This window comes from Metalysinibacillus jejuensis (assembly GCF_003057615.1).
Lineage (GTDB): Bacteria > Bacillota > Bacilli > Bacillales_A > Planococcaceae > Metalysinibacillus > Metalysinibacillus jejuensis.
The window spans coordinates 1-13298 of the sequence record NZ_QAFW01000002.1; the positions used below are offsets into that span (position 1 = coordinate 1).

Genomic DNA, 13298 nt, shown 5'->3' on the forward strand with positions numbered 1-13298 from the left:
CCGTCCGCCGCTAAATCCAGAGAAGCAAGCTTCTCTTTCATTCGCTCGACTTGCATGTATTAGGCACGCCGCCAGCGTTCGTCCTGAGCCAGGATCAAACTCTCCATAAGAGAGCGATTAAGCTCATGTTGCTGGCATCAATTTTGATGTCCAAAATTTTGTTTCAATTTAATGAAACGATTTATTGATTAACGTTTTGCTTGTTCAGTTTTCAAGGTTCATGTTTGCGTCGCTTGTTTCAGCAACTTTTATATCATAACATTTTGTTAAGTTGTTTGTCAACATCTTTTTTTAAAATGTTTTTTTGAAGTTGTTATGTCATTTGCGACTTACATAAGAATATCAGTATATCATTTTAATGTCAACACTTTTACGATATTAATTTAAATACTTATAAACAGCCCCTACAGCATGCACTATAGGGACCGTTAAATACGTGTCTTCTTCTTTATAGTAGAGAGTGATTTATCTTAAAATATGTTGGATATGAATATGCCTGAAGTTTTGTAAATCTAACATCTCGCCTGTTCGGCTTAATTTTATTAAAGGTCTAGTAGGTGCATTAGAATTCATATAAAGTACTTCACCATGCTCCAAATTAGATAATAATACACGACTTCCAATCGATAAATCGGAAACAACAGATAATAGCGCATCTGTTACGCGTAAGTTGAACTTACCAAACTCTTCTTCTTTAATTTTTTCTAGCACTTTAAAAGAAGGTTCTTTAGCACGATACGCTCGTTCACAAATCATAGCATGGAAAACATCTGCTACTGCTATAATTTGTGCTTCCATTGTTATTTTATCCACTTTCTCTCCTGTAGGATAACCACTTCCATCTAAACGCTCATGATGCTGAAACACAGCTGCCTTTACCGCTTGCTTTAGCACAGGGATATCTTTAATCATTTGATAACTATAAATCGGATGCTTGCGAATTTCATTAAATTCCATTTCTGTTAAAGCACCCTTTTTATCTCTTATGGACGGTGATATTTTAGCCATCCCAGAGTCAGCTAATGCGCCACCTAGTGCTAATTGAATAGTAACTCCACGATCATAACCTAGCTTTTGTGCAATCACTCCTGTAATTAGGCCCGTAGCGATACAATGATGATATAAGTATTTATTAGGATCAGAATATTCATTTAAATCTAAAATAATCGTACGGTCATTCAGTGCCATTTCAATAATAGGTAGTAAGATGCCGCGTAGCTTTGTAATATCTACTTTAGCTCCTGCTTCCCATGCTTGAAATTCCTTTTTAAATTGTGCAACACTTTCTAAATATACACGCTTAAATACAACTTCTGTTTTAGGAGCAGCTACTTCACGTTGCTCATTACTTTCGGCAACAGGGAGAGAGGCTACTTCTTCGTCACTTGAGCGTAGAACAGGTACTTGCGTAATATTAAAAACATCAAAAATATGTAAGTGCTCATATGTTAGTTTAGTATTTTCAGCTACGACAGGATATTTTGTATTTACTAAAATATCTTCTGCAATTATTTCACCTACACGTAGTTGATTAATCGGCACATGTGTCAATGCTAATTCAGTTTCCACATTCATTCACCTTCCTAGGTTTTTCTATTAGTTTACCACGTTGCTAAAAAAAATTGCCTATCTGCATAGAAAAAGCCACTGCCCTTTTTTAAAAAGGGCAGTAGCTTTTCATGAAGCTTCATTATTGCTCTACTTCATCTTCCTCAATTTCTTCATCGTCATCTTTTTTTACTTTAGCAACTGTTGCTACATACTCTTCGTCAGATAAACGAATTAAACGCACACCTTGTGTATTACGTCCGATTTGAGAAATATCATCCACATCCATACGAATGAGCATGCCTTCAACTGTAATCAACATTACGTCTTCTTCGCCAGTCACTGTTTTAACCGCTACGACATTGCCTGTTTTTTCAGTTACTTGCATCGTTTTAATACCGACACCGCCACGCGATTGCAGACGGTATTCCGATTGCTTCGTACGTTTACCATAACCATTTTCACTTACAACTAAAATATCCTGGTCTTCTTCGATAATTTCCATACCTACTACGTAATCTTCGTCACGTAAGCGAATACCGCGTACACCTGCTGCCGTTCTACCCATTGCTCGAATGTCGGTTTCTTCAAAGCGAATTAACATACCTTGGTGTGTCCCGATAATAATATGTTTCGCACCATCTGTTAAACGTACTGCAATAAGTTCATCTTCTTCACGAAGCGTAATTGCAATAAGGCCATTTGTACGGATATTAGCAAAGTTTGAAACAGCTGTACGTTTCGTTACACCTGTTTTTGTTGTGAAGATAAAGTAAGCATCCTCATCAAATGAAGGCACACGAATCATCGCTGTGACACTTTCTTCTTTTTCAAGGTTTAGTAAGTTAACAATTGGTAACCCCTTAGCTGTACGACTGTACTCAGGAATCTCATAGCCCTTGGCTCTAAATACCTTACCTTTTGTCGTAAAGAACAAAATAGTATCATGCGTAGAAGCAAATAATAAATGCTCTACAAAGTCATCTTCATTTGTGCCCATGCCTTGCACACCACGTCCACCACGTTTTTGACTACGGTAGGTGTTAGTAGCTAAACGTTTAATATAACCTTTATTCGTAAAGGTTATAACAGAGTCTTCTTGTGGAATTAAATCTTCGTCTTCAATAAATGCTGCGCCACCCGCCATTATTTCAGAACGGCGTGCATCACCATAGCGCTCTTTAATTTCTGTTATCTCCTCACGAATAATCGCTAAGATTTTATGTTCATCAGCCAATACAGCTTTGAGCTCTGCAATGAGCTGTTGTAATTCATTGTATTCATTTTCAATTTTTTCACGTTCTAAACCACTTAGACGCACTAAACGCATATCTAAAATAGCTTGTGCTTGGCGTTCGCTTAAACCATAAGCTTCGATTAGTTTAGGTTTAGCTTCTTCACCGTTGCGAGAACCACGAATAATGGTAATAATTTCATCGATATGATCAAGCGCAATACGTAAGCCTTCTAAAATATGAGCGCGGTCTTGTGCTTTTTTTAGTTCAAACTCAGTACGACGACGAATAACTACCTTTTGGTGCTCTAAATAGTGATAAAGCGCTTCTTTTAAAGCTAACACTTTAGGTCGGCCGTCTACTAAAGCTAACATATTAACACCGAAACTTGATTGCATAGCCGTTTGTTTGTATAGGTTGTTTAATACTACATTGGCATTAGCATCACGACGGATATCCATAATAATTCGCATACCACGACGGTCAGACTCATCTTGAAGCTTTGTAATACCATCAATTTTCTTTTCACGTACAAGCTCAGCAATTTTTTCAATCAGCTTCGCTTTATTTACTTGGTAGGGTAACTCGGAAACAACGATTGTTTCACGACCATTCGAAGTTTGTTCAATCTCTACTTTAGCTCGAATAATAATCGAGCCACGTCCTGTTTCGTACGCGCGGCGAATACCACTGCGTCCCATAATTAAGCCGCCTGTTGGAAAGTCAGGTCCTGGAATGATTGTCATTAGCTCTTCTGTTGTGATTGCTGGGTTATCTGCTAATGCTAGCACTGCATCAATTGTTTCGCCTAAGTTATGAGGTGGAATATTTGTTGCCATACCTACTGCGATACCTGCTGCCCCATTCACTAAAAGATTAGGGTAGCGACTAGGTAATACCGTTGGCTCTTTTTCTAAACCATCATAGTTAGGTTGATACGTAATCGTGTCTTTATTAATGTCACGTAGCATTTCCATCGCGATTTTAGACATACGAGATTCTGTATAACGCATAGCTGCCGCGCCATCACCATCGACCGAACCAAAGTTACCATGTCCATCAACTAACATATAACGGTAACTGAAGTCTTGCGCCATCCGTACCATCGCATCGTAAATTGAAGAGTCACCGTGAGGGTGAAACTTACCCATTACGTCACCAACGATACGCGCTGATTTTTTGTGTGGTTTATCTGATGTATTACCTAATTCATTCATGCCATATAAAATACGGCGATGTACGGGTTTTAAACCATCACGTACATCCGGTAACGCACGAGAGACGATAACACTCATCGCATAGCTTAAAAACGAGTCTTCGATTTCTTCTGTAATATTAATTCCTTTTATACTTTGTCTTTCCATTGACATTGTTACCTCCTCTCACCTTAGAAGTCTAGGTTTTTCACGTAAATTGCGTTTTCTTCAATGAATTGGCGACGCGGTTCTACTTCTTCACCCATTAAACGATCAAATGCACTGTCAGCTGCTTCAGCATCATCTAAATTAACTTGTAGCAATGTACGGTGCTCAGGGTCCATCGTAGTTTCCCATAGTTGCTCAGCGTTCATTTCACCAAGACCTTTATAGCGAGAAATGTTTGGCTTTGGAATTTTAGGCAGACGCTCTAAAATTTCTTGTAACTCTTCATCTGTATGACAGTACTCAATATGTTTACCTTGTTTGACTTGGTAAAGTGGTGGCTGTGCAATATAAACATAGCCTGCTTCAATTAAAGGTCGCATAAAGCGGAATAAGAACGTTAATAATAGTGTACGAATATGTGCACCATCGACGTCCGCATCGGTCATTATTACAATTTTATGATAACGCGCTTTTTCTAAATTGAAATCTTCTCCAATACCTGTACCAAATGCAGTAATCATTGCACGGATTTCAGCATTAGATAAAATACGATCTAAACGCGCTTTTTCAACGTTTAATATTTTACCACGTAATGGTAAAATCGCTTGGAAATAACGGTCACGGCCTGATTTAGCTGAACCACCAGCCGAGTCACCCTCTACGATGTAAATTTCAGATTCGCTCGGTTTTACTGACGAGCAGTCTGCTAATTTACCAGGTAAGCTTGATACTTCAAGTGGTGATTTACGACGTGTTGTTTCACGTGCTTTTTTAGCTGCCACACGAGCTCGTGATGCTAAAATCCCTTTGTCTACAATTTGACGAGCCACACGAGGGTTTTCAAGCATAAAGCGCTCAAAGCCTGCAGAGAATAATGAACTAGTAATTTGCGTTACCTCTGAGTTACCAAGTTTTGTTTTCGTTTGTCCTTCAAATTGTGGATCTGGGTGCTTAATTGATACGATTGCTACTAAACCTTCACGTACATCATCACCTGTTAAATTAGCATCTGCTTCTTTTAAAATATTATTTTTACGACCATAGTCATTAATTACGCGTGTAAGAGCTGTTTTAAAACCAGACTCATGTGTACCACCTTCATACGTATTAATATTATTAGCAAATGAAATAATAGTAGAAGCATAACCTGCATTGTATTGCATAGCGATTTCTACTGTAATACCATCACGGTCATTATAAATATCTATTGGCTCATGCAGTGGGTCTTTTTCTTCGTTTAAATGCTCAACATAGGAAGTAATCCCACCTTCATAGTGATACGTAACTGACTGCTCCATACCTTCTCGCTCATCAGCGATTGTTAAATAAATACCGCGATTTAAGTACGCTAATTCACGAACACGTTGTGCGAGTACCGCAAATTCATACTCCGTCGTTTCTGTAAAAATAGTCGGGTCCGCTTTAAAACGTACCGTTGTACCTGTTTCTTCTGTTGTACCGATGACATGTAGAGGCTGAATTGTTTCACCTTTAGAGAAAATAATCTCATGAATGTGACCTTCACGCTTTACATGGACAATTGTTTTTTCAGACAAGGCATTAACGACAGATGCACCTACACCGTGCAAACCGCCAGATACTTTATAGCCGCCTCCGCCAAATTTGCCGCCCGCATGCAGCACCGTCATAATAACTTCAACTGCTGGCTTCCCCATTTTCTCTTGATTGCTTACTGGAATACCGCGTCCGTCATCTTCTACACGAATCCAGTTATCCTTCTCGATTGTCACAACAATATTGTTACAATGACCTGCTAATGCTTCGTCAATACTATTATCCACAATTTCCCAAACTAAATGATGCAACCCTTTTGAACTGGTTGAACCGATATACATACCTGGACGTTTACGAACCGCCTCTAGGCCTTCTAACACTTGAATCTGCTCGGCATCATATGCCTCAACAGGCATTATTTTGTCTTCATTAGCCAACGTGTTCACCTACTCCTCTTTCAAACTAATATCTTCTGTTACTGTGCCTTGTTCCACATGAAACATCTTTGCTTCTTTAATAGTTGCATGTTCAATACCTTCTACACTCGTTGTTGTAACGAATGTTTGTACTTCACCTTTAATAGTATTTAACAAGTGAGACTGACGATAATCATCGAGCTCGGAAAGTACATCATCTAAAAGTAATACGGGCGCCTCCTGTGTTTGCTCTTTAATTAATTCAATCTCTGCTAATTTTAAAGATAAAGCCGTTGTACGTTGCTGTCCTTGAGAACCATACACTTGCACATCATAATCATTCACTAAAAATTGTAGATCATCTCGATGTGGCCCTATTAATGTTACCCCGCGTTCTAACTCACGTTGTTCGACTTCTTTCAAACGTGTTGTTAAAACAGCTGCAATCTCCTCGACAGTAGACTGAGCTGTTATCTCTTTTTCTGACTTATATTTAATCACTAGGGATTCCTTCCCTCGTGAAATGCTAGTATGAATGCGCGCTGCCCATTTTTGTAACAGCGTCATAAATAAAAACCTACGGTGAATAATTTCCGCTGCAGATAAGACGTACTGTGTCGTATACACCTCTAATAAGACAGGATCTGTTTTTTTATATTTTGCATTTTTTAAAAATTGATTACGCTGTTTTAAGATTTTAGTAAATTGCATAAGTTCATGTAAATATGTAGAGGAAATTTGACCAATTTCAATGTCGATAAAACGGCGACGAAACTGAGGCGATCCCTTCACTACATTTAAATCTTCTGGCGCAAACATTACGACATTAAATTGACCGATATATTCGCTTAATTTACTTTGTAGTAAGTGATTTACTTTTGTCTTCTTGCCTTGCTTAGTAATAACAAGTTGCAATGGAAAGCTTCCGTATTTGCGACTAATTGTACCCTCTACACGTGCATACTCTTCATTCCAGGCGATTAATTCTTTATCATTGCTCGTTCTGTGAGACTTTGTCATTGCAAGTGCATAAATCGCTTCCATCACATTCGTTTTTCCTTGTGCATTTTCTCCAATAAATACATTAATCTTAGGCGAAAAAGTTAATGCTAAATCTTTATAATTGCGGTACTGATGCAGTGTAATATTTTCAATATGCATATATCAAGCCTCGCGCTGACTTATCTTAAAACGACCCGACCCTGGAATCATAATCGCATCTCCTGCACGAAGCTTACGTCCTCGGCGATCCTCTAACTCACCATTTACAAACACTTCATGCTCTTGTAGAAACCACTTTGCCATACCACCGGAACTAATAGCATCTGTCATTTTTAATAGCTGTCCTAGCGTTATAAATTCACTATCAATCATTATTTCTTCCACGTTCACGCCTCCAACTTAATAAAATCGTATTTTCTTATCATACCATTGTTACGTCTATTATAACATTTTCACAAAAAAAGCGCCCTCTGAAAGAGAACGCTTTTTCTTAGCAAGCTATTAGCTTGTACGTACCGGTAAAATAAGTTGAAGATTTGTATCATCAGCAGCTGGACGTAAAATAAATGGTCGCATTGCTCCTGTAAATTGAATTAACATTTCTTCATCATCAATGGCTTTTAATGCCTCCATCATATACTTGGCACTAAACGAAATTTTTAGGGCATCACCCTCTAATGATTGCAGCGAAATTTCTTCTTGTACTTGACCAATTTCAGGTGAATTTGAAGAAATTTCTACCGCGCGGTTATCCACAGTAGTTAAACGCACAACATTATTGCTATTTGTGCGAGCTAATAATGATGCACGATCAATCGCTTGGAATAACTCACGGCCATTTAACACCATATTTGTTTGGAAGTCTGTAGGAATTAGGCGTGATGTATCTGGATAATTTCCCTCTAATAAACGAGAGAAAAATAACATATGATTTGTTTTAAATAGTACTTGTTGCTGGGTAATGATAATTTGTACAGGCTCTGCTGTATCAGCAATAATCTTTGATAGCTCAGTTAAACTTTTACCAGGGATAACAACATTATACGAACCCATTTGTTGTTCTAACTTTGTTTTGTAACGTGCTAAGCGGTGACTATCTGTAGCGATACAAGTTAAATCATTACCTTCGATGTCCCAGTTTACACCTGTTAAAACTGGACGACTTTCTGTCAGCGCAACGGCAAATACTGTTTTACGAATAATAGCTTTTAAAATATTAGCCGGGATAGAAAATTGGTTGTCTTGACTAAGTTCAGGCAATAAAGGATACTCCGCTGCATCTGTAGCAATTAAATGGAAAACAGATTTACCTGAACGAATATACGTTTGAACACCATTTGCTAATTCAATTTCCACTTTGTTTGTTGGTAACTTACGAACAATCTCATTTAACATGCGTGCCTGTAAAACAACAGCACCTGTTTGTTCAATTTCTACAATCTCTGTAGCATCAATTTCTGTAGGGATAAAAGTTTGTATCGTTACTTCACTATCACTACCAGTTAAACGCACGCCCTCATTGGAAACTTCAATTTTAACCCCCGTTAATATAGGCATCGTTGTTTTAGTATTAATTGCTTTCAAAATATCGTTTAAAGCGTTCGTTAAATGATCTTTCAAAATTGTAAATCTCATTTGTGTTATACCTCACTTATCTTAATATATATAGTTAATAATTAAGTAGTATTAATAATAAGGGCTGTGGATTTGTGGATAACTATAGTTTAACAGCGCCATATCAATATTACTGGTGTTAATAACATGTTAATAACATTGTGTGGAAAGTATAAAGTTATGCACACCTTATTTTCCGAGAGATGTTTTGATTTGCTGTATTTCTTGTTGGAGTTGCTTATCTACTTTTACTAAATTCGAGATTTTCTCATGTGCATGCAGTACAGTCGTATGGTCTCGACCACCAAACTCATTGCCGATTTTAGGCAACGAAAAATCAGTTAGTTCCCGTGACAAATACATAGCAATTTGTCGAGGATAAGCGATAGACTGTGTTCGTTTTTTAGCGGAGAAATCTTCTAATTGAATATTATAATAGTCGCCTACTACATTTTTTATATCTAAAATTGTTACTACACGTTGCTTACCAGTAGGCATAATATCTTTTAATGCTTTGCTTGCTACTTCTAGTGAAATATCGAGATCTGCTAAAGATGCATAAGCAACTACACGAATTAGTGCACCTTCTAACTCTCGAATATTGGAATCAATTTCATTAGCGATATACACCATAACATCTTCAGGAATTGATAAGCCATCAGCTTTTGCTTTTTTGCTTAAAATGGCAATACGTGTTTCTAAATCTGGTGGTGCAATATCTGTAATTAAACCCCATTCAAATCGAGAGCGTAAACGATCTTCTAATGTAGGAATTTCTTTAGGAGGACGATCACTCGATATAATAATTTGTTTCGCTTCCTCATGCAGAGCATTAAATGTATGGAAAAACTCCTCTTGTGTTGACTCTTTTCCCGCTAGAAATTGAATATCATCGATTAATAACACATCCACATTACGATACTTATCTCTAAAATCTATCGTTTTATTATCTCTAATTGAATAAATAAACTCATTTGTAAATTTTTCAGAAGATAAATACACAACTTTTGCTGCTGGATTGTGCTCAATTACATAATGACCAATAGCATGCATCAAATGTGTCTTTCCTAAGCCAACACCACCATAAATAAAGAAAGGATTATAAGCTTTTGCAGGGGCTTCAGCTACAGCAAGTGAAGCAGCATGTGCGAAGCGATTACCAGAGCCAATTACAAAGGTTTCAAATGTATATTTAGGATTTAACATCCCGCTTACATCAATAGTTGTATTGGGTGGGGGCTGTGTTTTAATAGGAGGTAAATTTACGACATCATCTTCCTCTTTAATAATAAATTGAACAGCCATATTTTGATTAGTAAGTTGCTTTAATACGCCTTCAATAAGGACGGTATAGTTGCGTTTTAACCATGTACAGACAAATTCGTTAGGTACAGCTACTACAATTGTGCTTCCTTCAAAATGAATGGCCTTCGTTGATTTTAGCCACGCTTCGAAACTAGGCTTGGCAATTTTTTGTTCAATTTCAGTTAATACACTTGCCCAAAATAATTCAATATTATCCAAATTTCAATGACTCCTTTCTTTAAAAAATCATCCTAAATTTAAAGCTATACACAGAAATCACAACCTGTGGATAACTATTATCCCAAACAACTGAACAACGTTATCCACAGGTTGTGTACAGTTGTGGATAAATAAAATAAGCCAAAATGGCAATAATAGAAGTATAGCAGAAGAATATTGATATAACAAGGTTTAAAAGGGTTATCCACAAGCTTATTCAAGGTGGTATTAAAGTTATCAACAGCCTATTGATATGTGAATAAGCTGTAAATAAGTCGTGAATGAGTTATTTTGCTGAAGAAAAATATTCACAAAGTTAAGAACAGAAAAGTATAAAAAATGGGGATAACTTAAAAACAGCGTAGAAAGTTAATTTTACCATAGAAAAATGGTAATTTGGGCTGTATGGAGGGAGCGTTAAAAATTAATTTTTACCATCTTAGTGTAGAGTAAAGAGATGAGGAAAATTGGAGGAAGTAATTTGTGGTGTGGCGTACGCACTACAATTTCATTGATGAGCCAAGGTATTCAACTTTTAAAAGAGGAGACCCCTCATCTGCGAAAAATGTCAGGATACCTTCTAATCGATTAGCGCTTTATGAACATACTTCACTACAGATCTCCGATTATAAATCATCTAGAAGGGTGTTAAGTGATAGGGATGAAAAAAGCCTATCCTTATATAGTGGGCACACACATTACGAATAAAGAAATAACGAGTCAAATATGTAATGCTAAAAAAATTTGACAAAATACCGTATAATTATATATAATGCATAGGTCTGTATGTAGAAAAATAACTTCATTTGGAGGTGTATATAAATGAAACGTACTTACCAACCAAAAACACGTAAGCACAGCCGCGTTCACGGTTTCCGCGCACGTATGAGCTCTAAAAACGGTCGTCGCGTACTAGCTGCTCGTCGTCGTAAAGGAAGAAAAGTATTATCAGCATAAGTCCACTGACCCAATCAGTGGTCTTTTTTTTCGAAAATTAGCAAGCTGATCGGGTCTTTTAATTGTTTAAGTAGGTGAAATAATGAATAAGCGTCAACGCATTAAAAAAAATACAGATTTTCAAAAAATTTTTAAACGAGGGAAATCTTTTGCGAATCGGCAATTTGTCGTCTACCTTTTGCCCAATGCAGATACTGAGACATACCGTGTAGGATTATCTGTTAGCAAAAAATTAGGCAATGCTGTAAAACGTAATCAGATTAAACGCTATATTCGTCAAAGTATCTTAGAAATGAATGATGAGATAAAACCGCATACGGACTATGTTATTATCGCTAGAAATCCAGCGTCCACAATGAATTTTCATGAAGTAAAGAAAAGTTTAACGCACGTACTCCGTGTTGCAAAAGCTATTAAGCCCACCAAACAGGAGGAGTAAGTTGTGACGTTTTAGTATAAACGCTAGTTAACGAGTAAATTTGTATTGTTAGTAGAGTAAAAGCTACAAAACATGATAGAATAACCTCGAACAATATGAAGTAATTGATTCAAGTAGGAGGAAGCGGTTTGAAAAAACGACTTTGGATAATGCTGACTTTGGTTGCTGCAACAGTTGTACTTTCTGGTTGTACCGAGTTCAAAGAACCTATCTCAGCAGATAGCAAAGGATTTTGGAATGAGTTTATTGTTTGGCCACTCGTTTCAGTAATTAAATACTTTGCTGATTTACTTGGCTCTTATGCTTGGGGGATTATTATTGTAACGATTATTATTCGTTTAGCAATTTTACCTCTCATGATTAAGCAAACGAAGAGCGCGAAACAAATGCAAGAAATACAGCCAAAAATGGAAGAGTTAAAGAAAAAATACGCTTCTAAAGACCAAGAGACGCAGCAAAAGTATCAACAAGAGATGATGAAGCTGATGTCGGAGTCAGGCGTAAACCCATTAGCAGGTTGTTTACCAATTTTAGTACAAATGCCAATTTTAATTGGTTTCTATCATGCGATTAGTCGTATGAATGCCACACCAGATGCCTTTGAGTTAGGTAGTTTCTTTATGTTCCCACTAGCAGAACCTAGTATAATTTTAGCGATTACAGCTGGTTTAATTCAGTACATCGTATTATTTACAGGTCCAGCTATGAACAATTCAAATCCACAAATGAAAATGATGTTATATATTATGCCATTAATGATTATCGGTTTTGGTATGGTATTACCAGCAGCCCTTTCACTATATTGGGTTATTGGTAACTTATTCACATTTGTGCAAAACTTATTTATTTACAAGCCTTGGAGAAAAGAAGACAAGTAACTTGTACTACAGGAGGAGCGAAATAAGTGAAACAGATTACGCAAATAGGCGCTACGACAGAAGAAGCGATCTCATTAGCGTTACAAAAGCTTGGCGTTGCCCGTGAACGAGTAAATCTTGAAATTTTGCAAGAAGGTAGAAAAGGCTTTTTAGGTTTTGGTACGCGTCCCGCAGAAATACGTGTGACATTAATTGAACAACCATCAGAAGAGAAACATGTAGAACCTCAATCTGCACCACCAGTAGAAACGCCTAGTCAAACAGTAGACCCATTATTAGCTACTGGTCAATATATTCAACATATTGCACAAGCAATGGGAGCTGAAGATACGACGGTAGAGGTGAGGGAGCAGGGAAAACGTATTCATTTTCAAGTGGAAAGTGCAAAAGCTGCATTAATTATAGGCAAGCGAGGACAAACTTTAAATGCTATCCAAGAATTAGCGCAACTTATGCTGAATCAAGAAGTGAAGCAATATAAAACAGCGCTAGTAGATGTAGGCAATTATCGCGCGAAGCGTAAGGAAGCATTAGAACAATTAGCTCACCGCGTAGCAGACCGTGTGGCAGACACAGGTGCCACCCATAAGTTTGAGCCGATGCCTGCGATGGAAAGAAAAATTTTGCATAATGCATTAGCCCACCGCTTAGATGTAGAAACGTATTCTGAAGGGAAAGAGCCACGACGTTATTTGGCCGTAAAAAAATTGTAATGGAAATGCCGACAATGGATTTGGATTGTCGGCATTTTTTATGTTTGCTTAGCTTTAGCTTTATGATAATTTGTGCTAATCTAAGTAGCTAGG

The 13298-nt window shown here is 37.3% G+C and carries 11 protein-coding genes and 1 rRNA gene; 4 read left to right on the forward strand and 8 right to left on the reverse strand.

Annotated features, from left to right (window positions below):
* From DDE80_RS01285 to dnaA, 8 genes are all read right to left on the reverse strand, one after another.
* Window positions 1–110 (reverse strand): 16S ribosomal RNA (locus DDE80_RS01285); the annotation flags it as partial.
* A gap of 355 nt (window positions 111–465) precedes the next feature.
* Entirely contained in the window at window positions 466–1569 is a 1104-nt protein-coding gene (locus DDE80_RS01290; protein ID WP_235612247.1) for an HD-GYP domain-containing protein, read from the reverse strand.
* Window positions 1570–1690: 121 nt separating this feature from the next.
* Window positions 1691–4147 (reverse strand): DNA gyrase subunit A, encoded by a 2457-nt coding sequence (gene gyrA, locus DDE80_RS01295; protein WP_201261476.1) that lies wholly within the window; start codon window positions 4145–4147, stop codon window positions 1691–1693.
* 23 nt (window positions 4148–4170) lie between these two features.
* Window positions 4171–6078, reverse strand: coding sequence for a DNA topoisomerase (ATP-hydrolyzing) subunit B (gene gyrB / locus DDE80_RS01300; protein ID WP_201261478.1), 1908 nt, complete (start codon window positions 6076–6078; stop codon window positions 4171–4173).
* A 30-nt stretch (window positions 6079–6108) separates the two neighbouring features.
* Window positions 6109–7239, reverse strand: a complete 1131-nt coding sequence (gene recF / locus DDE80_RS01305) for a DNA replication/repair protein RecF (RefSeq protein WP_108305893.1) — start codon at window positions 7237–7239, stop codon at window positions 6109–6111.
* Between the two features lie 3 nt (window positions 7240–7242).
* Window positions 7243–7464 (reverse strand): S4 domain-containing protein YaaA, encoded by a 222-nt coding sequence (yaaA, locus tag DDE80_RS01310; RefSeq protein ID WP_108305894.1) that lies wholly within the window; start codon window positions 7462–7464, stop codon window positions 7243–7245.
* Window positions 7465–7581: 117 nt separating this feature from the next.
* Window positions 7582–8715: a DNA polymerase III subunit beta gene (dnaN, locus tag DDE80_RS01315; protein WP_108305895.1), complete on the reverse strand. Its 1134-nt coding sequence runs from the start codon at window positions 8713–8715 to the stop codon at window positions 7582–7584.
* Between the two features lie 168 nt (window positions 8716–8883).
* Window positions 8884–10218, reverse strand: coding sequence for a chromosomal replication initiator protein DnaA (gene dnaA / locus DDE80_RS01320; protein WP_108305896.1), 1335 nt, complete (start codon window positions 10216–10218; stop codon window positions 8884–8886).
* Between the two features lie 822 nt (window positions 10219–11040).
* Here dnaA and rpmH point away from each other — a divergent pair.
* From rpmH to jag, 4 genes are all read left to right on the forward strand, one after another.
* Window positions 11041–11175, forward strand: a complete 135-nt coding sequence (rpmH, locus tag DDE80_RS01325; protein WP_036143781.1) for a 50S ribosomal protein L34 — start codon at window positions 11041–11043, stop codon at window positions 11173–11175.
* A gap of 82 nt (window positions 11176–11257) precedes the next feature.
* The gene (rnpA, locus tag DDE80_RS01330) at window positions 11258–11614 is read left to right on the forward strand and encodes a ribonuclease P protein component (protein ID WP_108305897.1); all 357 of its coding nucleotides are present in this window, start codon (window positions 11258–11260) and stop codon (window positions 11612–11614) included.
* A gap of 149 nt (window positions 11615–11763) precedes the next feature.
* Window positions 11764–12492 (forward strand): membrane protein insertase YidC, encoded by a 729-nt coding sequence (gene yidC / locus DDE80_RS01335; RefSeq protein ID WP_427901787.1) that lies wholly within the window; start codon window positions 11764–11766, stop codon window positions 12490–12492.
* A 26-nt stretch (window positions 12493–12518) separates the two neighbouring features.
* Window positions 12519–13205: an RNA-binding cell elongation regulator Jag/EloR gene (gene jag, locus DDE80_RS01340; RefSeq protein ID WP_108305899.1), complete on the forward strand. Its 687-nt coding sequence runs from the start codon at window positions 12519–12521 to the stop codon at window positions 13203–13205.
* The last annotated feature ends 93 nt before the right edge of the window (window positions 13206–13298 follow it).